This window comes from Bradyrhizobium sp. USDA 336, from assembly GCF_044908355.1.
GTDB classification, from domain to species: domain Bacteria; phylum Pseudomonadota; class Alphaproteobacteria; order Rhizobiales; family Xanthobacteraceae; genus Bradyrhizobium; species Bradyrhizobium yuanmingense.
Window position 1 is genome coordinate 3,624,366 of the sequence record NZ_JBIYDC010000002.1, and the last position, 21,683, is coordinate 3,646,048.

General features: G+C 65.6%; 21 protein-coding genes and 2 pseudogenes. 14 read left to right on the top strand and 9 right to left on the bottom strand.

All coding sequences use genetic code 11. From position 1 onward, the window contains the following. The first annotated feature begins 191 nt into the window (after positions 1 to 191). Positions 192 to 968, top strand: a complete 777-nt coding sequence (locus ABIA45_RS17935) for a DUF2147 domain-containing protein (RefSeq protein WP_275508675.1) — start codon at positions 192 to 194, stop codon at positions 966 to 968. Between the two features lie 207 nt (positions 969 to 1,175). Here the strand turns inward: ABIA45_RS17935 and ABIA45_RS17940 are convergent, their stop codons facing one another. Together ABIA45_RS17940 and asd are read right to left on the bottom strand one after the other, a co-directional pair. Further along, entirely contained in the window at positions 1,176 to 1,757 is a 582-nt protein-coding gene (locus ABIA45_RS17940; protein ID WP_271542719.1) for an NUDIX hydrolase, read from the bottom strand. A gap of 68 nt (positions 1,758 to 1,825) precedes the next feature. Beyond that, the gene (gene asd, locus ABIA45_RS17945) at positions 1,826 to 2,689 is read right to left on the bottom strand and encodes an archaetidylserine decarboxylase (RefSeq protein ID WP_128263736.1); all 864 of its coding nucleotides are present in this window, start codon (positions 2,687 to 2,689) and stop codon (positions 1,826 to 1,828) included. Positions 2,690 to 2,724: 35 nt separating this feature from the next. Here asd and ABIA45_RS17950 point away from each other — a divergent pair, with 35 nt between their 5' ends. Then, positions 2,725 to 4,389 carry an aminotransferase class III-fold pyridoxal phosphate-dependent enzyme gene (locus ABIA45_RS17950; RefSeq protein WP_404653022.1) on the top strand — a complete coding sequence of 555 codons (1,665 nt, stop codon included), beginning with the start codon at positions 2,725 to 2,727 and terminating at the stop codon, positions 4,387 to 4,389. A gap of 306 nt (positions 4,390 to 4,695) precedes the next feature. Here ABIA45_RS17950 and ABIA45_RS17955 read toward each other — a convergent pair whose 3' ends face one another. The 3 genes from ABIA45_RS17955 to ABIA45_RS17965 all read right to left on the bottom strand — a co-directional run bounded on the left by ABIA45_RS17955 (position 4,696) and on the right by ABIA45_RS17965 (position 7,257). Further along, entirely contained in the window at positions 4,696 to 5,355 is a 660-nt protein-coding gene (locus tag ABIA45_RS17955; RefSeq protein WP_025034507.1) for a membrane protein, read from the bottom strand. Between the two features lie 126 nt (positions 5,356 to 5,481). Beyond that, a complete protein-coding gene (locus ABIA45_RS17960) occupies positions 5,482 to 6,171 on the bottom strand; it encodes a methyltransferase domain-containing protein (protein WP_404653024.1) in 690 nt (229 codons plus the stop codon). Positions 6,172 to 6,204: 33 nt separating this feature from the next. Next, positions 6,205 to 7,257, bottom strand: a complete 1,053-nt coding sequence (locus ABIA45_RS17965) for a glycosyltransferase family 1 protein (protein ID WP_271542728.1) — start codon at positions 7,255 to 7,257, stop codon at positions 6,205 to 6,207. A gap of 273 nt (positions 7,258 to 7,530) precedes the next feature. On the opposite strand from ABIA45_RS17965, the gene ABIA45_RS17970 reads away from it, so the two are divergent. The 3 genes from ABIA45_RS17970 to ABIA45_RS17980 all read left to right on the top strand — a co-directional run bounded on the left by ABIA45_RS17970 (position 7,531) and on the right by ABIA45_RS17980 (position 9,317). Next, positions 7,531 to 8,253: a L,D-transpeptidase gene (locus ABIA45_RS17970; RefSeq protein WP_157281595.1), complete on the top strand. Its 723-nt coding sequence runs from the start codon at positions 7,531 to 7,533 to the stop codon at positions 8,251 to 8,253. 111 nt (positions 8,254 to 8,364) lie between these two features. Further along, complete coding sequence (locus ABIA45_RS17975; RefSeq protein ID WP_404543115.1) at positions 8,365 to 8,781, top strand: c-type cytochrome; 417 nt, start codon at positions 8,365 to 8,367, stop codon at positions 8,779 to 8,781. 197 nt (positions 8,782 to 8,978) lie between these two features. Continuing rightward, complete coding sequence (locus ABIA45_RS17980; protein WP_271542732.1) at positions 8,979 to 9,317, top strand: GIY-YIG nuclease family protein; 339 nt, start codon at positions 8,979 to 8,981, stop codon at positions 9,315 to 9,317. 130 nt (positions 9,318 to 9,447) lie between these two features. On the opposite strand, the gene ABIA45_RS17985 is transcribed toward ABIA45_RS17980, so the two are convergent. Both ABIA45_RS17985 and ABIA45_RS17990 read right to left on the bottom strand, forming a co-directional pair. After that, entirely contained in the window at positions 9,448 to 9,714 is a 267-nt protein-coding gene (locus ABIA45_RS17985) for a hypothetical protein (protein WP_271542734.1), read from the bottom strand. Continuing rightward, the gene (locus tag ABIA45_RS17990; RefSeq protein ID WP_271542736.1) at positions 9,711 to 10,505 is read right to left on the bottom strand and encodes a thioredoxin family protein; all 795 of its coding nucleotides are present in this window, start codon (positions 10,503 to 10,505) and stop codon (positions 9,711 to 9,713) included. Before ABIA45_RS17990 ends, ABIA45_RS17985 begins: the two co-directional genes overlap by 4 nt. Positions 10,506 to 10,595: 90 nt before the next feature. Here ABIA45_RS17990 and ABIA45_RS17995 point away from each other — a divergent pair, with 90 nt between their 5' ends. The 7 genes from ABIA45_RS17995 to ABIA45_RS18025 all read left to right on the top strand — a co-directional run bounded on the left by ABIA45_RS17995 (position 10,596) and on the right by ABIA45_RS18025 (position 18,935). Further along, positions 10,596 to 11,816: a helix-turn-helix domain-containing protein gene (locus ABIA45_RS17995; RefSeq protein WP_271542738.1), complete on the top strand. Its 1,221-nt coding sequence runs from the start codon at positions 10,596 to 10,598 to the stop codon at positions 11,814 to 11,816. A 29-nt stretch (positions 11,817 to 11,845) separates the two neighbouring features. After that, positions 11,846 to 12,484, top strand: coding sequence for a glutaminyl-peptide cyclotransferase (locus ABIA45_RS18000; RefSeq protein WP_057026952.1), 639 nt, complete (start codon positions 11,846 to 11,848; stop codon positions 12,482 to 12,484). Between the two features lie 272 nt (positions 12,485 to 12,756). Then, complete coding sequence (locus ABIA45_RS18005) at positions 12,757 to 14,325, top strand: DUF4403 family protein (RefSeq protein ID WP_404653027.1); 1,569 nt, start codon at positions 12,757 to 12,759, stop codon at positions 14,323 to 14,325. Positions 14,326 to 14,615: 290 nt separating this feature from the next. Then, positions 14,616 to 15,773, top strand: a complete 1,158-nt coding sequence (locus ABIA45_RS18010; protein WP_404655695.1) for an ABC transporter ATP-binding protein — start codon at positions 14,616 to 14,618, stop codon at positions 15,771 to 15,773. A gap of 16 nt (positions 15,774 to 15,789) precedes the next feature. Beyond that, positions 15,790 to 16,839: an ABC transporter substrate-binding protein gene (locus ABIA45_RS18015; protein ID WP_404543124.1), complete on the top strand. Its 1,050-nt coding sequence runs from the start codon at positions 15,790 to 15,792 to the stop codon at positions 16,837 to 16,839. A gap of 6 nt (positions 16,840 to 16,845) precedes the next feature. Then, positions 16,846 to 18,108 carry an ABC transporter permease gene (locus tag ABIA45_RS18020; protein WP_404653029.1) on the top strand — a complete coding sequence of 421 codons (1,263 nt, stop codon included), beginning with the start codon at positions 16,846 to 16,848 and terminating at the stop codon, positions 18,106 to 18,108. Next, positions 18,105 to 18,935, top strand: a complete 831-nt coding sequence (locus tag ABIA45_RS18025) for an ABC transporter permease (RefSeq protein ID WP_271542747.1) — start codon at positions 18,105 to 18,107, stop codon at positions 18,933 to 18,935. Before ABIA45_RS18020 ends, ABIA45_RS18025 begins: the two co-directional genes overlap by 4 nt. A gap of 79 nt (positions 18,936 to 19,014) precedes the next feature. On the opposite strand, the pseudogene ABIA45_RS18030 reads toward ABIA45_RS18025, so the two are convergent. Then, positions 19,015 to 19,543: pseudogene (locus ABIA45_RS18030) on the bottom strand (PRC-barrel domain-containing protein). 242 nt (positions 19,544 to 19,785) lie between these two features. Here ABIA45_RS18030 and ABIA45_RS18035 point away from each other — a divergent pair. Beyond that, positions 19,786 to 20,589, top strand: a pseudogene (locus ABIA45_RS18035) (histidine kinase dimerization/phospho-acceptor domain-containing protein); the annotation flags it as partial. Positions 20,590 to 20,632: 43 nt separating this feature from the next. On the opposite strand, the gene ABIA45_RS18040 reads toward ABIA45_RS18035, so the two are convergent. Then, positions 20,633 to 20,833, bottom strand: a complete 201-nt coding sequence (locus ABIA45_RS18040) for a hypothetical protein (RefSeq protein ID WP_404653031.1) — start codon at positions 20,831 to 20,833, stop codon at positions 20,633 to 20,635. A gap of 230 nt (positions 20,834 to 21,063) precedes the next feature. Here ABIA45_RS18040 and ABIA45_RS18045 point away from each other — a divergent pair, with 230 nt between their 5' ends. Next, positions 21,064 to 21,624, top strand: coding sequence for a lytic transglycosylase domain-containing protein (locus ABIA45_RS18045; protein ID WP_271542750.1), 561 nt, complete (start codon positions 21,064 to 21,066; stop codon positions 21,622 to 21,624). The last annotated feature ends 59 nt before the right edge of the window (positions 21,625 to 21,683 follow it).

Genomic DNA, 21,683 nt, shown 5'->3' on the forward strand with positions numbered 1-21,683 from the left:
CGTTTCCCTCAGGTCGCGACGACGTTACGCAGCGCAGGCGAGGCTGAATGTGCGCTGCATCACCCAGGCGTTGTTCGCTCGTTGTGACGCCCATCACAGAACGCCCGACCGCCGCGGCGTAGGGTCGAACCACGCTTCATCCACCAGCGACACCAGTCCATATCGGGACCGCGCTATTTTCGGAGGTTGTCATGAACAAGCTCTCCATCGCCGCCACCGCCCTCTTCCTGGCTTCGACCGCCGCCGCGCATGCCGGCAATTCGATCTCGTTCCAGATCGAGGGCCAGCACATCCGCATCGAGACGCCGCGCAACTGCGCTTCGCTCAACTGCGTGACCATCGTCGCGCCGGGCCTGTCGGACAAGCCGATCAAGCTGAACAACATCAACCTCAAGGGCCTTGGCGGCTCCAAGGACGATGACGAGGACACCACGCCGGCTCCGGCGCCCACGACGGCGCAGCCCGCGCCGGCTCCCGTGCAGCAGCAGCCGGTGCCGCAAGCGACTGCGCCGGCAGCGCCAGCCGCGCCCGCTGCCCCAGCCGCGACCGCTGCCGCCGCTCCCTCTATTGGCTTCGACAATTCGCAGCCTGCTCCGGTTGCGGCGCCCGCGCCCGTTGCTGCCACCGCTCCCGTCGCCGCGGCTCCCGCGCCGGCTCCGGTGGCTGCCGCGCCCGTGGCCGCAGCGAACTCGCCGATCGGCATCTGGGCGACCGAAGAGAACAAGGGCAATGTCCGCGTCGAGCAGTGTGGCGCCAATCTCTGCGGCTATGCCGAGAAGACCAATGAGCGCATCCTGATCAACATGAAGCCCGAAGGATCGAAGTGGAGCGGCCGCATTCGCGATCCCAACTCCGGACGCAATTACGACTCCACGATCTCGATGAAAGGTCCGAACGTGATGCGCGTGCAGGGCTGCGCCTTCGGCGGCATGTTCTGCGGCGGTCAGACCTGGAAGCGCGTCAGCTGACGCGCGGAGGGTCGGCTCAAACACGTTCGACGCACGTGAGCGCGCTCGGTGCGCTCCCTCGCCCCGTTCTTACGGGGAGAGGGTTGGGGTGAGGGGCTGCTTCGGCAGAAATAGTGACAGTGAGACTCGCGGAGAGTCCCCCTCACCCGGATTGCACCTACGATGCAATCCGACCTTTCCCCGCAAGCGGGGCGAGGTCGAGAGAACTCACGCCTCGCCGCGCAGCCAAGCCTTCACCTTCTGCAACAGGCCATGCCGCAACTCATCGACAGAAGCTGCTTCCGCTTGTGTCAGCGTCTGCAAAGATGCATGGATGTCGTCCTTCGCCAACGGCGACACCGGCTCGGAAACCTGCTCCGGGACGGACAGAGGCGCCAGCCCTGCCGCCGCGAGCGCGATCGGTCCGATCTGAGTCAGGAAGACGCGTTCGTATTCGCGCGACAGACGGGCGATCGCGTCGTCCAGCGTCAACCAGTCGACCGCCTTGATGTCGTTCATCAGCTTGCGGACCGGCCCGCCGTCGGCCTCCATCCGCCAGTAATGCACGACCTTGGAGCGCCCGCCGGACTGATAGACCAGCGTGCCCAGAAATTCGTGCACGGCGACGTCGTGGCCGGTCTCCTCCAGCACCTCGCGGTGCGCGGCTTCCCTCGGCGTCTCGCCGTCGTCGAGCTTGCCCTTGGGCAGGACCCATTCGTTGCGCTTGCGCTGGCGCACGACTGCAACCAGCGGCACCGGCGCGCGCCGCAACACAATACCACCCGCCGCCATGACCGGCGCCCGCGCCATCGTCACATCCGTATCGATCGAATCGTCCCCACCCGACGATATAGGCGGCGGGGGCGGCGGATTGAAGACTACTTTCTCCTGAGCAGCGCTTGACCCGCGCGAATGCGCGTGCCCTCGGCAATGCCGTCGCAGAAGGAGAAATCGCCGGGCGCGAGGATGATGATGGTCGAGCCGTGCTCGAACCAGCCGAGCTCCTCGCCTTTGCTCACGTTGACGTCGCAGGGAAAATTGACCGGGCCGCGCGTCTGCGCGTTCAGCACCATGTCGAGGAAGTGCAGGCGGATGCTCGCGACCAGGATCGCCGCCACCGGCACCAGCGTCACGGCTTCGCCGGTCGACAAATGCGTGCGGATCACCGCCCGCTCGTTCTTGCAGAACAGACGCTCGACGCGCTTGAGCGCGATCGGGTTGACGTTCCAGACGTCGCCGTGGATCAGCGTGACCCGCTCGATGTGCGCGTCATAGGGCGCATGGAAGCGGTGATACATGCTCGACGTCAGCCGCAGCGTGACGAAGGAGCCGTTGCGGTGCTGCTCGACCAGCGCGGAATCGCCGACGAGATCGAGCAGCGAATAGGGCGCGCCCTTGACCTGGAACAGCTCGGTGTCCGCGATTTTCCCGTGAGCGCCGACGATGCCGTCGGAGGGGCTCGCCACCACCGCAGGATCAGGATCGAAGGGCCGCAGGCCCGGCTTCAGCTCCCGGGTGAAGCAGTCGTGCAGACTCCTGAACTGCGTCTTGCTTGCCTCCGACAGATCGAGGTCGGAGAACAGCTTCCACAGCGCGATCGAGAAGTCCCGCACCAGGGGATTCTCGATCTTGGAGAACCAGCCCATGAAGCGGGTCAGGGCCGCGCGGGGGATGCGATTGGTCAACAGGAAGTTGAGGTCTTCCTGCTGAGTGAAAGAGGCGATGAGGGCTTTGACTGTCATGAATCTGTCAGCTCGCAGGTTTAGCGCTTGTTGTCATGGAAACGACACTCCCGATTCTCTCGATGTCCGTGGCCGCCGCAGCGTCCGCTGCCGCCGTCCTCCCGAAGATCAAGGCGCGGGTCGAACTCTCCCGCGCCAAGCACCGCTCGCTCGCCGGGCACTCCAAGATGTCGCGCCGGGTGGCGCGGCTGCTGCCGTTCTACGAGTTCGAGGGCGATCAATACTTCGCCTGCGACGGTGCGCCGGCGAACATCGCAGCGCAACGCAAGGACGCCTTCTTCCGTCTCGCCAGGCTCTACGCCGAGCGCTACCCCAAGGGCCGCGCGATGACCAAGGAAGCGGCGGAGCAGATCTCCGATCTCAACTTCACCGAAAGCTATCGCGTGCCGTTCCAGTTCTCGCGCCTCGTCCGCGAGCATCTGGGGACCTCGACCTTCATGGAATCGTCCAGCGGCGTCACCGTCACCGATGTCGACGGCAACAGCTTCTACGACCTCACGGGCTCCTACGGCGTCAACATCTTCGGCAACGACTTCTACAAGGAGTGCATCGAGGGCGCCGAGAAGCGCGCGCACGCGCTTGGACCCGTGCTCGGGCCGTACCATCCCGTCATCCTCGAGAATGTGCAGCGGCTCTGCCAAATCTCCGGCCTCGACGAGGTCTCGTTCCACATGTCCGGCACCGAAGCCGTGATGCAGGCTGTGCGGCTGGCGCGCTACCACACCAAGCGCACGCACCTGGTTCGTTTCGCCGGCGCCTATCACGGCTGGTGGGGCGACGTGCAGCCGGGTGTCGGCAATCCCATTCCTGCGCACGAGACCTACACCCTCGCCGAGATGTCGGAGAAGACGCTGCATGTCCTGCGCACGCGCAAGGACATCGCCTGCGTTCTGGTCAACCCGCTGCAGGGGCTGCATCCCAACGCCAACGCGCCCGGGGATTCCTCGCTGGTCGATTCCTCCCGCGGCGGCAATTTCGATCGCGCGGCCTACACCGAATGGCTGAAGAAGCTGCGCGAGGTTTGCAGCGAGCGCGGTATTGTCCTGATCTTCGACGAGGTCTTCGTCGGCTTCCGCCTCGCCGCCGGCGGCGCCCAGGAATATTTCGGCGTCAAGGCCGACATGGTGACCTATGGCAAGAGCCTCGCCGGCGGCCTGCCGGTCGGCGTGGTCTGCGGCAAGCGCGAATTGATGCGGCGCTTCCGCGACGACCGTCCCGCCGACATCTGCTTCGCCCGCGGCACCTTCAACTCGCACCCCTACGTCATGACGGCGATGGACGAGTTCCTGAGCCGCCTCGCCAGCCCGAACTTCCGTGCCGTCTATGACGGGCTGGAGGAGACCTGGAACGGGCGCGTGAAGAAGCTCAACCAGATGATGCAGGATGCCGACCTGCCGGTGCGCTTCGCCAACTTCTCCTCGATCTGGACGGTGAAATACACCACGCCGTCCCGCTACAACTGGATGCTGCAATATTACCTGCGCGCCGAAGGGCTGGCGTTGAGCTGGGTCGGCACGGGACGGCTGATCTTCAGCCTCAACTACACCGACGCCGGCTTCACCGAAGTCGCCGAGCGCTTCGTCCGCGCCGCGCAGAAGATGAAGGCCGACGGCTTCTGTTGGCACGATGGCGTGCTCACCAACAAGCAGATCAAGCGCCAGATCCTGAAAGAGATGCTGGCCAAGCGCTTCGGGCGCTGAGGCTCTCTGACACTTAGCCCCGATCACCGCTCGCCCTTCTCCCTCGCCCCGCTTGCGGGGAGAGGGTCGGGGTGAGGGGGGCTCTCCGCGCGTGCGGTGAGCATTGACGCACGACCATCTGGCAGCGTCCCCGCGGATAGCCCCCCTCACCCGAATTTGCGCTCCGCGCAAATTCGACCTCTCCCCGCACGCGGGGAGAGGTGAAGGAAGCACCGCGTTCGCAGCCCCGAACACGTGGATGCCCGGGACAAGCCCGGGCATGACGTAGCCATCAGACATCGGAGCCTGTCGCGTGCGCCGCGCGCTTCAAGCGTGCTGCTCTTCGAGCACGGGCTCGTCGATGAAGCCCAGCGTGTGCTCGGGATTGAGGTGCAGGCCGGGATCCATCAGCTCGCCGCGCATCAGGGCGAGCGGAGCACCGCGATAGAGCATCAGATCGTGGAAGGGATCGGTCAGGATCTTGGTCATCCAGACGAGGCCGGTCTCGACGTCGCGGATGAAGAACAGGTGCACCGTGCGGAACAGCAGGCCGCCACCGCCGACCACGAGCCAGATCTTCGCCACCTGCCGCATGAAGTCGGTCGCGCTCTGCCAGGGCGTGAAGATGCCGAACAGGGTGGGATCGACGACCAGCACCAGCGGCGACAGCGCCCAGATCGCCATCAGCACCACTTTGCGCTGCAAATTGTAGCCGACCTTGATCTCTTCCTTGTACTCGTGCGTCGCCTGGTTGATGTGGTCGTAGGTGTGCGGCTCGAAGAAGAAGTGGCCGGCCTGGCGCGAGGTCATCGACACCAACCAGCCGACCAGCGCGGAGACGACGGGATCGATGAACAGCCAGACATAGGCGAACAGGAAGCTCAGCGCGCTGACGAAGTGCAGGCTCTGATTGATGCGGCTGTGGTGATAGTAGCGATGGTCGTCCCAGCGCTGGATCCGCAGCTGCTCGAGATAATTCTTGATCATGCTCTTCCCCAAAATGCTTTCGGGTTCAGGATTACAGGGATTCGATGTAGGCCGTGTGACATCATCATTTTGTCATGTGACGATGTGCAGCGGCGCGATGACGCACGCGACGCGTGAGCTTGCAGATCAAGCCGCCTTGGCGACGTCGACCTTGCGGAAGCGCACCAGCGAGAAGTGTCCCAGCGGCGGAATCAAGCGGCGCTCGGCAAGCTCGATGCCGTGCGCGCCGGCGAGCCATTTGGCATAGCGCGACCAGGCGAACTCGGCGGTGCGGAAGCCGAGCGGACGCACCACCGGCTGCAGCTTCTGCTCGATGAAGCGGCGCATGCCGGCGTCGGCGCTGACGCGGGTGAGGATGATCAATTCGCCGCCCGGACGCAGCACGCGGGCGAATTCGTCGAGCGCCTTCTCCGGGTTCGGCACGGCGGTGACGACGTATTGCGCCATCACGACGTCGAAGGAATTGTCAGGGAATTCGAGCTTCTCGGCGTCCATCACCGCGAGGCCCTCGACGTTCTTCAGCTTCTGCTCCGTCACGCGGCGGCGCGCCTTGTCCAGCATCGCTTCCGAAATGTCGGTGCCGAAGATGCGCAGGTTCGGCGCGTAGAGCGGCAGCGAGATGCCGGTGCCGACGCCGACCTCGAGCACGCGGCCGCCGATCTTGTTGGTGGCCGCGATCGCGGCCTGCCGGCCCTTGGCGAATACGCCGCCGAACACGAGATCGTAGACCGGCGCCCAGCGGTCATAGGCCTGCTCGACCGTGCCGCGCGTGAGGTCGAGCTGCTGGGTGCCGTCAAAGTTCATGATCTTAGCCATCGATGAGGTTCTCGCTGTGGTTCGAATAAACGGTCAGCCGCGCACCGGCCGCCGCGCCATGCGAGGCGAGGCGCGCAGGACGCGGCTGGGCTGCAGTGAGGTGAGGTTGCCGACGAACTGGCGCGCGCTGTTCTCCCAGGAGCGCTCCAGCGCGAAATTGCGGCAGGTCTCGCGCGACATCGTGAGCGCGCGCAGGCAGGCGGAGCCCAGATCGTGGTCGATCGCGCCGATCGGGTGATCGGCAATGACGTCTTTCGGTCCCGTCACCGGAAACGCCGCAACCGGCGTGCCGCAGGCGAGCGCCTCGAGCTGCACCACGCCAAAGGTGTCGGTCAGGCTCGGAAACACGAATACGTCGGCCGCGGCGAGATGGGCCGTGAGATCCGCCCCCTTCTTCTCGCCGAGGAAGACTGCGTCCGGATATTTCTTCTCCAGCGCCGCCTTCTGCGGGCCGTCGCCGACGACGACCTTGGTGCCGGGCAAATCGAGCGAGAGGAACGCTTCGAGATTCTTCTCCACCGCCACGCGCCCCATCGTCATAAAGATCGGGCGCGGCAGGTCGAGCTGTGCCGGAGCGTCGGGATGAAACAGCCCGGTGTCGACACCGCGCGTCCAGAAGCCGAGCCGCTTGAAGCCGCGCTCGGACAGCTCCTGCCGCAGCGAGGGCGTCGCCACCATGGTCATGGCAGCGGCATCGTGGAAGTGGCGCAGCACCGCGTAGCCGACGCCCGCCGGGATGCCGGTCCGCACCGAGACGTATTCCGGAAAGCGGGTCGTGTAGGAGGTGGTGAAGGCGAGCCGGTTGCGGCGACAATAAGCGCGCGCCGCCCAGCCGATCGGGCCCTCGGTCGCGATATGCAGCGCCTCTGGCGCGGCCTTCTCGATCCGCCGCGCGATCTCCTTCGCCGAAGGCAGCGCGAAGCGCAGGCCCGGATAGGTCGGCAGCGGCCAGGACGGAAAGCCGTCGGGGGTGAGGAAGTCGATCTCGACGTCGAGGGCCTTGGCCGCATTCGCTAGGGAGGTCAGGGTGCGGACCACACCGTTGACCTGCGGATGCCAGGCGTCCGTCGCGATTAATACCCGCATGGGAAGATCCCGAGAGTTTGATGATTCTCAGGCATCGACCATCAACGAAGGTTATTTCAGGCGTGTGACGTCACAGAAGTGTCGGCGTGCTGTTTTGTTCGTTAACGAGCCGGCGGAGCCACGAAACTGTCATGAAACAATTCTTGCCGCCGTGAAACCGTTTTCGGTTTTCCGCGCAAATGTCCCGAAACGTTTTGCCGTTAGGACTTTAGGCAACGGAGCACCGCAACGGTGCCGCGGTGAGCAAAACACCGAGCAAACAGGGGCGATCACATGTTCAATCTGGACACGTTCAAGACGTTTTCGCGCGCCGTTGCACTCAGTGCCGTCGCGGTTTCCGCAATCGCGTTCGCTGGTGCAGCCAAGGCCGCGCCGGTGCAGATCTTCCCGTTCTTCCAGCCGCTGCCGCCGATGACCGCGCCGCAGCCGCTGCAGCCCTATCAGCCGTATCAGCCCTATCAGGCGCCGACCTACCAGACCGAGCCTGAGGATCAGGACGCGGTCGAGCTGCCGGCCCGCTTCCGCCGCCAGACCGTCTCCTACGCGACGCGCGAAGCGCCGGGCACAATCATCATCGATACGCCCAATACCTATCTCTATTACGTGCTCGGCAATGGCCAGGCACTGCGCTACGGCATCGGCGTCGGCCGCGACGGCTTCACCTGGTCCGGAATCCAGTCAGTGAGCCGCAAGGCCGAGTGGCCGGCCTGGACGCCGCCGCCGGAGATGATCGCCCGCCAGCCCTATCTGCCGCGCCACATGGCCGGCGGCCCCGGCAATCCGCTCGGCGCGCGCGCCATGTATCTCGGCGGCACCATCTACCGCATCCACGGCACCAACGCCCCTGAAACCATCGGCAAGCGCGTGTCCTCCGGCTGCATCCGCATGACCAACGAGGACGTCACCGACCTCTATTCCCGCGTCAACGTCGGCACCAAGGTGATCGTGCTGCCGATGACCGAGCGCCGCGCAGACCTCGGCGCCGCGAGCCGCTGAAGCGACAGGACAACGTAACGCGAACGGCCCCGGAACCCACCGGGGCCGTTTTCGTTTGCCCTCGACATCCCCGTTGCGCCTGTTGCGGCGCAATCCCCGATGGAGGCGCAAATGCGACCACGAAGGCAACCCTCGCCAAGCCCATGGCTGCACGCCCTCGCCTGCGCCGGAGCACTGACGCTGCTCGTGTCCGCGCACGCCTCGCGCGCGCAGCAACCCGCGAATGACGACGCCGGCAAGCAGGCTTTCAACAATTCCTGCCGCACCTGCCATTCCATGAAGGAAGGCGACAATCGCCTCGGTCCCAATCTCAACAAGATCGTCGGACGCAAGGCCGGCTCGCTGCCGGACTACAATTACTCCTCGTCCATGAAAGAAGCCGGCTTCGCCTGGGACCAGGACAAGCTCACCCGCTTCATGGTCAAGCCGGACGAAGTCGTGTCCGGCCACAAGATGCAGCCCTATGGCGGCATCTCGGCGGAGGAGGCGGCGAAAGTGGTAACGCATCTGAAGGCAATGTCGCAGTGACCGGTGATTGCGGCGCATCCTTCGAGACGCCCGCCTGCGGCGGGCCCTCAGGATGAGGACTGAGTCTGCTGCTTCGATTGGCTGCCGAGACGTTTCCCGGTCATGATCAATCCTCTTGCGCCAAGGCAGGACTGCCAGATTAGCCTCATCCTGAGGAGCGCGCCGTTGCGCGCGTCTCGAAGGACGAGGCGTTCACGATGACCGACGGCGCGTGGCTCTACATTCTCCAATGCGCGGACGGCAGCTACTACATCGGCACGACGCGCACCGAGCTCGAGATTAGGGTCGCTCAACACAACGCCGGCACGTTCGAGGGCTACACGATGTCTCGTCGCCCCGTCACGCTGATCTTCTCCCAATGGTTCGACCACATCACCGACGCGATCGAATGCGAGCGCAAGCTCAAGAAATGGAGCCGCGCGAAGAAGGAGGCGTTCATGCGCGGCGGCTTCGCCGAGCTGCATGAGCTGGCAAAGCGAGGATCACATCATCCTTCGAGACGCCCGCCTACGGCGGGCCCTCAGGATGAGGACTGAGTGTGTGGCTCGCAGTCATCCAGTACTTGCGCCACTCGCCAAATGCCAGATAGCCTCATCCTGAGGAGCGCGCCCTTGCGCGCGTCTCGAAGGACGAGGCGTTCGCACCGGCGGATCGCTTCACCGGCCGCTACCGCCGCCGCTCCGCCATCAGCCTCAGCCACGCCGCGGCATGAAACGCGCTCATCAAGAGATACATCGGCACCATCCCGCCGAGCAGAGAGCCCTGCCCGGCGCCGCACAGCATCTCCGCGGACCCACCCTCGGCCAAAGCCGTCATCACGGCCATGATCGCGAAGGTCGGCGTGGCCGCCAGCGCCAGCCATCTGGCGAGGTGGCGCGCGGCCGCCACAGCGTCGGGGCTGGCGCCGGGGACCGCGCTGACCGGGCCGGTCATTTCCGTTCTCCCGCGGCCTCCTCGCGGAAGGCTTTCTCGCCGGCGTCCGAGATCTCCACCCATCGCTTGTCGGGCGCGGCGCCCTCCTCGTAGCTGTCGTGCCAGTTCCACCATTTGTAGGTCGGGGTCTGTGGATAGCCCGGAGGCGAGTCCTCCCACACCTCCTGGCGGCCGAGCGGGGTGATGTCGAGATAGTTCCAGGTCCCGCCCATCTGCTCGTCGCCGCGGCTCTTGACGAAATAGGTGCGGAAGATGCGCGTTCCGTCGCGGTAGAACACGTTGGTGCCGTGCCATTCGTCGACGCCGAAATCGGCATCGAAGCTGTCGGTGATGGTGACCCAGGGCATGGTCCAGCCCATCCGCTGCTTCAACCTGACGATGTCGGCGTACGGCGCGCGCGACGCGAACACCAGCGTGGTGTCGCGGGCATTCAAGTGCGAGACATGGGCGACCTGGTCGGCCACCATGGAGCAGCCGCGGCAGGCGTGATCGGGCCAGCCGAACACACCGGGCTCGAAGAAGGCGCGATAGACGATCAGTTGCCGCCGGCCCTGGAACAGCTCGTGCAGACTGAGCTTGCCGCCGGGGCCCTCGAACGCATAGGTTTTGTCGACCGCCATCCATGGCATGCGGCGCCGCTCGGCGGCCAAGGCGTCGCGGGCACGGGTATGCGCCTTCTCCTTCACGAGCAGCTGCAGACGGGCCGCCTCCCAGTCCTGCGGCGACACCACCGGCGGTGTCTGCATGGCGGTCTTTCCGTTGGTTCCTGCTTTTTCTGCTGATGTCATCATGACTCTCCAAAGCTTTTGCTCGACGTCCTGCCAACGATTTCTGGCACCAAGCGGCCACGGTGCGGGAGTAACAAGTGTGGCGGGATTGACATGGAATCGCTGATCACTGCCGCTGCGCGCGCGTTAGAGGCCGGCGATCCGCTCGGCGCCCTGAACCGCGTCGCGCTGCGCAACGATGCGCCGTCGCTGGCGCTGCGCGGCATCGCGATGGCGCAGCTCGGCGATCTCGCCAAGGCCAAGTTGCTGCTGCGCACCGCCGCGCGCGCCTTCGGTCCGCGCGAGGCGGTGGCACGCGCAAGATGCCTGGTGGCCGAAGCCGAGATCGCGCTGGTCTCACGCGATCTGAACTGGCCGGTGAAGACGCTCGCGGCGGCACGCGCGACGCTCGAACAGCACGGCGATCTCGTCAATGCCGCCCATGCAGGCCATGTCGAGGCCCGCCGCCTGCTTCTGGTCGGGCGCCTCGACGAGGCCGAGCGCACGCTCGCCGAAGTCCGTCCCGCCATGCTCCCGCCCGCGTCGCAGGTCGTCCGCGAGCTCGTGCTCGCCGGCATCGCCATCAGGCGGCTCAGAACGAACGACGCGCGCACGGCGCTTGGCCGCGCGGCTCACGCAGCGCGCCTTGCAGCCATTCCGGCGCTCGTGGCCGAGGTCGACAGCGCGAGCCTGATCCTCGACACGCCGGCAGCACGCCTGATCGCCCGCGGCAGCGAACATCCGCTGTTGCTGGGAGAGGTCGAACGTCTGGCGACCTCGACGGCGCTGGTCGTGGATACCTTTCATCACGTCGTGCGCAGGCAAGGCGTCGCGGTGTCGCTCGGAACGCGCCCCGTGCTGTTCGCGCTCGCGCGTCTCCTGGCCCAAGCATGGCCTGCGGATGTCTCGCGCGAGACGCTGATATCCGGCGCCTTTCGAGCCGGGCACGCCGACGAATCGCACCGCGCGCGCCTGCGCGTCGAGATCGGACGGCTCCGCACCAAGCTCGCGCCGCTGGCCGATATCAGCGCGACGAAGCAAGGCTTCGTGCTGGCGCCGCGGAAGACGCGCGACGTCCTCGTGCTGGCGCGGCCCGTTGAGGAGAGGCACGCCGCCGTCCTCGCCTTTCTTACCGACGGCGAGCCATGGTCGAGCTCGGCGCTCGCGCTTGCGCTTCGCATCAGTCCGCGCACCGTGCAGCGCGCGCTCGAGGAGCTGGCGCGGTCGGGCAAGGTGCAGTCGTACGGACACGGACGGGCGCGCCGCTGGATGACGCCGCCCGTTCCGGGTTTCCCGACAGGCTTGTTACTCCCCACGCCGCTCCTGAAGACGTAGGATGCGCGTTAAGCACAGGGAGCAAGCACATGAAACGTTCAGCCGCCGAGATCGTCACGGAATATGGCCCCTTTCCAGGCGTCGAAGCCGTGCATGGCGTCACCTATGACGGCACGCGAGTCTGGTTCGCCTCCGGCGACAAGCTGAACGCGCTCGATCCGGCCGACGGCAGGATCGCGCGCTCCATCGACGTCGCCGCGCATGCGGGAACGGCGTTCGACGGACGGCACCTATTCCAGATCGCCGAGGACCGCATCCAGAAGATCGATGCGGCCTCGGGCAAGGTGCTCGGCACCATTCCGGCGCCCGGCGGCGGCGGCGATTCCGGCCTCGCCTGGGCCGAGGGCTCGCTCTGGGTCGGGCAATATCGCGAGCGCAAGATCCATCAAATTGACCCCGAAACGGGGAAGATCCTCCGCACCATCGAGAGCAAGCGCTTCGTGACCGGGGTGACCTGGGTGGACGGCGAGCTCTGGCACGGCACCTGGGAGAACGAACAGAGCGATTTGCGTCGGATCGACCCGGAAACGGGACAAGTGATCGAGCAGATCGACATGCCCGCCGGTACGATCGTGTCAGGCCTGGAATCGGACGGCGGTGACCGTTTCTTCTGCGGCGGCGGCAATCGCGGCAAGGTGAGAGCGGTCCGGCGCCCGCGGCAAAGCTAGTTCACGGTGAGCTGAGCGCTTAGCCTCGTCCTTCGAGACGACCGCTTCGCGGTCTCCTCAGGATGAGGCTAAGCAACATCGGCGCTCGCTGAAACCAGCGCCGCACACACACGGTCCTCATCCTGAGGGCCCGCCAACGGCGGGCGTCTCGAAGGATGGCCGCAGTCGCAGATCTCACGCTGCGGTTTCGCCCCAATTCCACCCAACGGGTGCGCTCTAGCGCCCTCCTCGCCCGCCCTGTAGAATCCCCGTCGGGGCGACTTGGGGGATTGATGCGTCTGACGTGGAATGTGAAGACTATCCTGATCGGTGTCGCGGTGCTCGCGGCGTCGTTCTTCATCAGCCTGAAGGCGATGGAATTACTGGCGCCGCGCGCGACAGATTCGGCGCCGCCGGTCGCTCAGTTGCCGCCGCTGCCGCCGGCCTCGAAGAGCTCCATCGTGATCGCGCCGGTCGCCATCGCGCTGTCGGCGATCCGCGAGCAGGCCGAGAGGGCCGCGCCGCGCAATTTCGCCGGCAAGGCCGACAACCCGATCTCGCAGATCCTGGAGAATGCCGATATCGGCTGGTCCGCCGTCCGGGGCCCGATGGCGGCAGCCGGCGACAAGGACGTGCTGACGATCTCGACCCCGCTCACCGGCAAGCTCAACGTGACCGGCTCGCTGTCGTCGAAGGCCACAGGCGCGCTTGGCGATGCGCTCGGCAGCGTGCTCGGCGGCGACGCCGCGAAGCGGATCGGCGCGGTCAACATCAAGAACCTGAACGCGAGCGCGGAGATCAAGGGCAACGTCGTCGTTACCTCGCGCCCGAAGCTCGCCGCCGCCTGGTATCTGGAGCCTAATCTCGGCGCCCAGGTCAATCTCGGCGACACCAACCTCAACGTCGCCGGCGCCAAGGTCAACGTGCCCGCGCAGGTCAAGCCGCTGATTGACAAGACCGTCGGCGAGCAGATCAACGCCGTCTCCGAGCGCATCCGCAACGATCCCTCGCTGCGCGAGAATGCCAAAGCGCAATGGATCAAGGCCTGCCGCTCGATCCCGCTGCAAGGATCTGGCGCCTCGGCGGCGCTGCCGCCGCTCTGGCTCGAGATGAAGCCGGTGCGCGCGATCGCGGCGCAGCCGCGCGTCGATGCGCAGGCCGTGACCTTGCTGCTCGGCCTCGAAGCCGAGACACGCGTGACCTCGACGCCGACCAAGCCGGACTGTCCGTTCCCCGACAAGATCTCGATCGTACCGCCGACCGGCACCGGCGTGAACATCGGCGTGCCGATCGACGTGCCTTTCACGGAGATCAACAAGCTGATCGCCGCGCAGATGGTCGGCCGCACCTATCCGGAGGACGGCTCCGGCCCGGTCGACGTCACCGTCAAGAGCGCCAACGTCGTGCCCTCGGGCGACCAACTGCTGATCTCGCTTCTGGTGCGCGCCAAGGAGAAGAAGAGCTGGTTCGGCCTCGGCGCCGAGGCGAATGTGCACATCTGGGGCCGGCCGGTGCTCGACCAGGCGCAGCAGACGCTGCGGCTCACCGACATCCAGCTCGCGGTGGAATCCGAGGCGGCCTTCGGCCTGTTGGGTGCCGCCGCCCGCGCCGTCGTCCCGCAGATGCAGCAGGCGCTGCTGCAGAGGGCAACGCTCGATCTGAAGCCGATCGCCGCCAACGCCCGCGAGAAGATCGCCGCCGCAATCGCCGACTACCAGAAGAGCGAGGACGGCCTCAAGGTCGAGGCCAGGATCGAGAGCCTCACTCTCGCCGACATCGCCTTCGATTCCAAGACTCTGCGCGTGGTTGCGGAAGCCGGCGGCTCGCTGAACGTATTCGTGACGAAGCTGTCGGGGATGTAGCGCTTCCCTGCGAATCGCAGGGCTATTTGCATTTGAACCTTCACCGAGGTCGTCATGCCCGGGCTTGTCCCGGGCATCCACGTTCTTTGTGCTGCGCGGCAAGGCGTGGATGGCCGGGACAAGCCCGGCCATGACGATGTGGGGACTATCGTGCCAGACGTGCACTGTTCATATGCGATAGCCCCGCCACTCGCCGGACCCGCACAATTCCTCGTCGCTTGCGCCGCTGGCATTCTCGCTGCAGGATGCTAATCTCGCACGCGCATTGTAGGGGACAACGCGAGGACAACATGGAAGCCGGCATGGTCACGCCTGCGCCGGCGCTGGTGCGTTTTTCCGGCATTCAAAAAACCTATGATGGCGAGCATCTCGTGGTGAAGAACCTCGACCTCGACATCAGGAAGGGCGAATTCATCACCCTGCTCGGCCCGTCGGGATCGGGCAAGACGACCACGCTGATGATGCTGGCCGGCTTCGAGGTGCCGACCCATGGCGAGATTTACCTCAGCGAGCGGCCGATCAAGAACGTGCCGCCGCACAAGCGCGACATCGGCATGGTGTTCCAGAACTACGCGCTGTTTCCGCACCTGACGATCGCTGAAAACATCGCCTTCCCGCTGTCGGTGCGCAAGTCGAGCAAGGCGGAAACGCAAGAGCGCGTCAGCGCGGCGCTGCGCATGATCAAGATGGAAACTTTTGCGCACCGGCGGCCCGGGCAATTGTCCGGCGGTCAGCAGCAGCGGGTGGCGCTGGCCCGCGCGCTGGTGTTCAATCCGCAGCTCGTGCTGATGGACGAGCCCCTGGGCGCGCTGGACAAGCGGCTGCGGGAGCAGATGCAGCTGGAGATCAAGCAGTTGCACGAGACGATGGGCATCACGGTCGTCTATGTCACCCACGACCAGAGCGAAGCGCTCACGATGTCGGACCGCATCGCCGTATTCAACGACGGCATCGTGCAGCAGATCGACCGCCCCGACGCGCTGTATGAGCATCCCGTGAACAGCTTCGTCGCCCATTTCATCGGCGAGAACAATGTGCTCGCCGGCACCGTGGAAACCGTCGAAAGGGATTATTGCCGCGTCGCGCTGGCCGGTGGCGGCACAGTCGCCGCACGGGCGGTCAACGTGTCAGGCGCAGGCGCATCGACCTCCCTGTCGGTGCGGCCGGAGCGTGTCGCAATAATTCCCAATGGCAATTCCAGTGAGGGACCGAACCGGCTGCCGGCAAAAGTGCAGAACACCATCTATCTCGGTGACCACGCGCTGGCCGTGCTGGATGTGGCCGGCAACGCCGAGTTCATGGTCAAGCTTCAGCCGGGAGCGCATCACGGCCTAAGACCTGGCGAAAGCGTGTTCATCACCTTCCGCCCGGAGGACTGCCTCGCCCTCGATCCCGTCTGGTCTGCCGGCGGCAAAGCTGAACACTCGATGTCAACGCAACTCACATGAAGAAGGAACGAAGACCATGCTGAAGCGCAAGATTGCTCTGGGTTTCGCCGCGGCACTGGGCGCCAGTGCTGCGCTGGCCAATGTCGCGGAGGCGCGTGACCTCACCGTCGTCTCGTGGGGCGGTGCGTATCAGGAGGCCCAGAAGAAGGTCTATTTCGAGCCGTTCAAGAAAGCATCCGGCATCGCGATGAACGATGAATCCTGGGACGGCGGCGTCGGCGTGCTGCGCGCCAAGGTGCAGGGAGGTGCCGCCACCTGGGACGTCGTCCAGGTCGAGAGCGATGAGCTCGCGGTCGGCTGTGAAGAGGGCCTGTTCGAGAAGCTGGACTATTCCAAGATCGGCGGCGAGGCCGCCTATATCCCGCCGTCGGTCAATCCTTGCGGCGTCGGCGCCATCCTCTACGATTTCGTGCTCGGCTACGACAAGGACAAGCTGAAGGAGGCCCCGAAAGGCTGGGCCGACTTCTTCGACACCAAGAAGATTCCCGGCAAGCGTGCCCTGCGTCAGGGTCCGAAGACCACGCTGGAGATCGCCCTCATGGCCGACGGCGTCGCACCGAAGGACGTCTACAAGGTGCTGGCGACCGACGAAGGCATCGAGCGCGCCTTCAAGAAGCTCGACACTATCAAGGGCGACCTCGTCTGGTGGAAGGCCGGCGCGCAGCCGCCGCAATTGCTCGCCTCCGGCGAGGTGGCGATGACCTCGGTCTACAATGGCCGCATCGACACCGCGAACAAGAACGAGAAGAAGAACTTTGGCATGGTGTGGGACGGCGCGCTGTTCACACTCGACAGCTGGGTCATCCTGAAGGGGAGCCCGAACAAGGACGCGGCCTACAAGTTCCTGGAATTCGTCGGCAAGGCGGAGAACCAGTCCAAGCTGTCGGAGAACATTGCTTACGGCACCTCCAACAAGGACGCCGCCGGCCGGCTCGCGCCCGCCGTCCTGAAGGACCTGCCGACGGCGCCTGACAACATCAAGAACGCGGTCGAGATCAACGTCGGCTTCTGGCTCGAGAACATCGACCGCCTGACCGAGCGCTTCAACAAATGGGCCGCGAAATAGCGATCAATGACGAACGCGCTTCTGACTGGCGCTGACGCCAAGACCGAGGTGCCGCTCAAACGCCGCTTGAGGCGCGCGGAGCGGACACGCCAGGTCAAGGCATTGGCGCTGGTCCTGCCGCTTCTGCTGTTTCTGCTCTTCACCTTCGCAGGTCCCATCGCCGGCATGCTGTGGCGCTCGGTCGAGGACTGGGAGGTGCGTCAGGTCCTGCCGCAGACGGTCGCTGCTCTTACCAGCTGGGACGGCAAGGACCTGCCGGATGAAAACGCCTATGCGGCGCTTGCAAGCGACATCCTGGCGGCGCGCGCCGCCGGCACCCTTGCGATTGCGGCCAAACGGCTCAACTACGCGCTGAACGGCTTCCGCACGATCCTGACCAGCACGGGACGCAATCTGAAGGCGGTGCCTGAGCCCGGTACGGCCAGGGAGACGCTGGGCAAGATCAACCCCGCCTGGCGCGAACGCGCCACCTGGACCACGATCAAGGACGCGAGCGGCCCGATCACCGGCTTCTACCTGCTTGCCGCGCTCGACCTGACGCGAAACGCGGACGGCGCGATCGTCGCCGCACCACCGGATCAGGCCATCTACCGCGACATTTTCCTCCGCACCTTCCTCATCAGCCTCGGTGTCACGGCGCTCTGCCTGATCCTCGGCTTTCCGGTCGCCTACCTCCTGGCGACGCTGCCGCCCGGCCGGTCGAACCTCTTGATGATCTTCGTGCTGCTGCCGTTCTGGACCTCGCTCCTGGTTCGCACCTGCGCCTGGATCGTCCTGTTGCAGAGCAAGGGCGTCGTGAACGACAGTCTGCTCTGGCTCGGCATCATCGACGCACCCTTGCGCCTGATCTACAACCGCTTCGGCGTCTGCGTCGCCATGACCCACGTCCTGCTGCCGTTCATGATCCTGCCGCTGTACAGCAGCATGAAGGCGATCTCGCCCGCTTACATGCGGGCCGCCGCTTCGCTCGGAGCACCGCCCCTCACCGCCTTCCTGCGGATCTACCTGCCGCAGACCCTGCCTGGCATCGGCGCGGGAAGCCTGCTCGTCTTCATCCTGGCGCTCGGCTACTACATCACGCCGGCCCTCGTCGGCGGCGCCGCCGACCAGATGATCAGCTACTTCATCGCCCTCTACACGACCGAGACGGCCAATTGGGGCCTTGCTTCGGCGCTGGGCGCGGTGCTGCTGCTGGCCACCGTTCTGCTCGCTCTCGTCTACGGCAAGCTGGTGCAGGGCCAGCAGGTCACCGGAGGGATGAAGAATTGAGCGACAATTCCTCCTTGCGCACCCCCAGCCAGCGCATCGCGTGGACCGCGACTATCGTTGTCTCCACGCTGGTTTTCATCTTCCTGATCGCGCCGATCCTCGCGATCATGCCGCTGTCCTTCAGTTCAAGCTCGTACCTCACCTATCCGCTGCCGGGTCTTTCCTTGCGCTGGTACGACGACTTCGTCAATTCGCCGCGCTGGATGAACTCGCTCAAGAACAGCATGATCATCGGCGTCGCCTCGACGCTGTTGTCCATGGTCCTGGGCACGCTGGCCGCGCTGGGGCTGGCGCAGTGGAAGAGCCGGTTCAAGCCGCTCGTGCTGGCCTTCGTGCTGTCGCCGGTGGTGGTGCCCGGGGTCATCACCGCGGTCGGCCTGTACTTCTTCTTCGCGCCGATCGGGCTGACCGGCAGCTATCTCGGTCTGATCCTGGCCCACACCGCGCTGGCGACGCCCTTCGTGGTGATCACGGTCGGGGCGACTCTGCAGAGCTTCGACACCAACCTGGCACGCGCCGCCGCCTCGCTCGGCGCCTCGCCAATCTACGCGTTCCGTCGCGTGATCCTGCCGCTGATCCTGCCGGGTCTGGCATCAGGCGCGCTGTTCGCGTTCGCAACCAGCTTCGACGAGGTGGTGATCGTGCTGTTCATGGCGGGTCCCGAGCAGCGGACCCTGCCGCGCGAGATGTTCAGCGGCATCCGCGAGAACATCAGCCCGACCATCACGGCAGCTGCCGTGATCTTGACGACCGTCTCGGTCATCTTGCTCGCCACCCTGGAAGCCCTGCGCCGACGCAATGAACGGCTCAAGGGCAGCGGGGGTTGAGGACGCAGGAGGTCGAAGACACGACAGCGCGCCCGGTGAAAACCAGGCGCGCTTCGTTCAGGCAGTTACGCGAGCCGCATTACTCCGCGTACTTGAACTGCGGCATGTTCTTCAGCTCGTCCTTGCTGGCATTGAACACGGCGTGGTCCGGATACCATTTTGACGCGGACGACGTCGATGCGGTCGCTGCGGGCCTGTCGGTACCGGTCGCAGCGCCGGTCGTCGTGCCAGCGGGGCCGGGCGCCGGTGTTCGCGCCGGTGCCGGTATAGGCGACGGGCTCGTTGACGAACTTCAGCTTCTCGTAGGGCACGGCGACCAGATGCTCGCCCATGCCGAGGAAGCCGCCGACGCCGATCACGGCGATCTTGATGTCACCGTTCTTGTCCATCAGCAGGTCATTGATCGTGCCGATGTTCTCGTTGGCCTCGTTGTAGACCTTCAGGCCGTCCATCTTCGAGGTGCGCCACTGGCCGGAAGCCGTCGTGGTCGTTGCGGTGGCCGCAGGGGCCGCCTTGTCGGTGGTGGCGGCGGGCGGCGTTTGCGCGATTGCGACGGTCGCAAGTAGCGCGGTACCGGCGAGGCCGGTGACGATCGATTTCATCAACATGGTTGTCCTCTCCTTCACAGAAAACTCGTGCGGAGAAAACCGCTCTGATCGGGCGCAGTTCCGTGCGTGCCGCAATTTCGTCGCGCCATGCGCGAACTGTTCCTGCGTCACTCAGGAACATTTTGCGATGCACGGTTCCCCGCCGACGATCATGCGCATTGGGGCAAGGCAGGACCGCGGCGAGGACCGCGCTGACCCGGCGTCGCCGAGGTCAGCTCTTATAGTCGATCAGAAGCGCGGCGAGGCTCGTCACCGATCTCGCGCGCGCCTTCCCCGGGCTCGGCATCGAGATGCTGGCGCCCAGCACGGCCGATCTCGCGGAGAGCGACAGCCTGCATCTGCGCTGGATGCGCCGCCATCTCGGCCGCGCCTACAAGACCGGACGGCTGGGTTCAGGCAGCATCGAGCCCCGTATCGGCGTGCAATTGCCCGACGGCACCGTGATCGCGGGCCATGTCGATGGCGCCCCGCGGCCGTTGTTCTCTGGCGCGCCCTGGCTGATGGCGCTGATGAGCGCCTTCATCTGCGTCACCGTGCTCGGCCTGTGGGCGGCGCGCGCGCTGACGAGGCCGCTGTCGTCCTTCGCCGCGGCGGCGGAGAATTTCAGCCTCGACGGCGCCGCCGAGCCGCTGCCCGAGCGCGGCCCGGAGGAGATCCGCGCGGTGGCGCGCGCGCTCAACCGCATGCACGAGCGGATCGTGCGGTTGATGTCGGACCGCACGCAAATGCTGGCCGCGATCAGCCACGATTTGCGCACGCCGATCACGCGGCTGCGCCTGCGCGCCGAGTTCATCGAGGACGAAGCCAACCGCAAGCGCATGCTGATGGATCTCGACCAGATGCGTGCGATGCTGGAATCGGTGCTGTCGCTCTTGCGCGACGACCGCAAGGTCGAGGCGGTGACGCTGGTCGACATCGCCAGCACGCTGCAGCTCGTCGCCGATCAGTTCGGCGATATGGGCCATGTCGTGCATTATGTCGGGCCGGCGTCCGCGACCGCCGCCGCGCGCCCCGACGATCTGCATCGCGGCGTCACCAACCTGGTCGTGCGGATGAAATTGCCGGTCTCGCAGGCGCCGCGCCGCCTGATCAAGCCGCGAGCGGCGGGTGCTCGATGGCCTCGTGCGGGAAGATCGCCACCGCCTCGAAGCGGTAATTGCAGGCGCGGCAGGTCCAGAGATAGGAGACGCGGCCTTCGCCCGGCTCGATCCAGTCAGGAAACGGGATCGGTGTGCCACATTGTGCACAAGGGTTCTGCTTGGGAATGTCGTCGATGTCTGCAGGGGTCATGGACGTCCTCCCGAGTGCTGGTTTTGAGTAGCGATTGTTGGGCGAATGCGCGAAATGGACAGACCCGCTGTCGCGTAAGCGCTTCACCAGCCCCAAGCTTAACCCAGGTTTGAGTCGTAAACGCGACGAGCCGGCAAAAATCGCCGCTGGTGACATTTCGCCACATCATCGCCGTGTTCCCACGGCCTAACGCGCTGGGGTGCGGGTCCGTTCTGCCGAGGAATACTTCGATGAAAATCTTACGAATTGTCGCGCTGCTCGCGGCCGGATTGACGTTGCCGCAGGCAGCTTTCGCCGGGCAAGCCGAATATGCCGAGATGGTCGCCGCCCATGCCCGCGCCAACGGCGTGCCGGAAGCGCTGGTGCATCGCGTCATCATGCGTGAAAGCCGCTATCAGCCGCACGTCGTCGGCCGCGGCGGCACCATCGGGCTGATGCAGATCAAGCTCGCGACCGCCCGCGGGGTCGGCTACACCGGCGATGCCGCCGGCCTGCGCGATCCCAACACCAACCTCACTTATGCGGTGAAGTACCTCGCCGGCGCCTACCGCGCCGCCAATGGCGATCACGCGCGAGCCGTGCGTTATTTCGCGGGCGGCTATTACTACGCTGCAAAGCGCCAGCGGCAGGAGGCCGTCCAGGTCGCGAGTATGGGCGACACCATGGGCCAGGGCACTATGGCCCAACCCTGGCTCGAGCCGAACGGCAATCCGCAGCCGATGTTCGCCGCGCCGGCGCAGAGGAAGCTCGCCCAGCGCGTCCGCAACGCGCGGGCGCAGGCATTAAAGTAGCCTTCGTGTCCCGGACGAGACGCAACGCGCGAGCGTTGCGTCGCAGAGCCGGGACCCAG

Excerpts from the sequence above, each read along its gene's own strand:
- ABIA45_RS17955 (WP_025034507.1), bottom strand. The coding sequence starts at position 5,355 with ATGATCAAGAATTATCTCGAGCAGCTGCGGATCCAGCGCTGGGACGAC.
- ABIA45_RS17960 (WP_404653024.1), bottom strand. The coding sequence starts at position 6,171 with ATGGCTAAGATCATGAACTTTGACGGCACCCAGCAGCTCGACCTCACG.
- ABIA45_RS18005 (WP_404653027.1), top strand. The coding sequence starts at position 12,757 with ATGCGTCTGACGTGGAATGTGAAGACTATCCTGATCGGTGTCGCGGTG.
- ABIA45_RS17990 (WP_271542736.1), bottom strand. The coding sequence starts at position 10,505 with ATGATGACATCAGCAGAAAAAGCAGGAACCAACGGAAAGACCGCCATG.
- ABIA45_RS18045 (WP_271542750.1), top strand. The coding sequence starts at position 21,064 with ATGAAAATCTTACGAATTGTCGCGCTGCTCGCGGCCGGATTGACGTTG.
- ABIA45_RS18000 (WP_057026952.1), top strand. The coding sequence starts at position 11,846 with ATGAAACGTTCAGCCGCCGAGATCGTCACGGAATATGGCCCCTTTCCA.
- ABIA45_RS17995 (WP_271542738.1), top strand. The coding sequence starts at position 10,596 with ATGGAATCGCTGATCACTGCCGCTGCGCGCGCGTTAGAGGCCGGCGAT.
- ABIA45_RS17970 (WP_157281595.1), top strand. The coding sequence starts at position 7,531 with ATGTTCAATCTGGACACGTTCAAGACGTTTTCGCGCGCCGTTGCACTC.
- ABIA45_RS18020 (WP_404653029.1), top strand. The coding sequence starts at position 16,846 with ATGACGAACGCGCTTCTGACTGGCGCTGACGCCAAGACCGAGGTGCCG.
- ABIA45_RS18010 (WP_404655695.1), top strand. The coding sequence starts at position 14,616 with ATGGAAGCCGGCATGGTCACGCCTGCGCCGGCGCTGGTGCGTTTTTCC.
- ABIA45_RS18040 (WP_404653031.1), bottom strand. The coding sequence starts at position 20,833 with ATGACCCCTGCAGACATCGACGACATTCCCAAGCAGAACCCTTGTGCA.
- asd (WP_128263736.1), bottom strand. The coding sequence starts at position 2,689 with ATGACAGTCAAAGCCCTCATCGCCTCTTTCACTCAGCAGGAAGACCTC.
- ABIA45_RS17940 (WP_271542719.1), bottom strand. The coding sequence starts at position 1,757 with ATGGCGCGGGCGCCGGTCATGGCGGCGGGTGGTATTGTGTTGCGGCGC.
- ABIA45_RS17975 (WP_404543115.1), top strand. The coding sequence starts at position 8,365 with ATGCGACCACGAAGGCAACCCTCGCCAAGCCCATGGCTGCACGCCCTC.
- ABIA45_RS18015 (WP_404543124.1), top strand. The coding sequence starts at position 15,790 with ATGCTGAAGCGCAAGATTGCTCTGGGTTTCGCCGCGGCACTGGGCGCC.
- ABIA45_RS17985 (WP_271542734.1), bottom strand. The coding sequence starts at position 9,714 with ATGACCGGCCCGGTCAGCGCGGTCCCCGGCGCCAGCCCCGACGCTGTG.
- ABIA45_RS17935 (WP_275508675.1), top strand. The coding sequence starts at position 192 with ATGAACAAGCTCTCCATCGCCGCCACCGCCCTCTTCCTGGCTTCGACC.
- ABIA45_RS17965 (WP_271542728.1), bottom strand. The coding sequence starts at position 7,257 with ATGCGGGTATTAATCGCGACGGACGCCTGGCATCCGCAGGTCAACGGT.
- ABIA45_RS17980 (WP_271542732.1), top strand. The coding sequence starts at position 8,979 with ATGACCGACGGCGCGTGGCTCTACATTCTCCAATGCGCGGACGGCAGC.
- ABIA45_RS17950 (WP_404653022.1), top strand. The coding sequence starts at position 2,725 with ATGGAAACGACACTCCCGATTCTCTCGATGTCCGTGGCCGCCGCAGCG.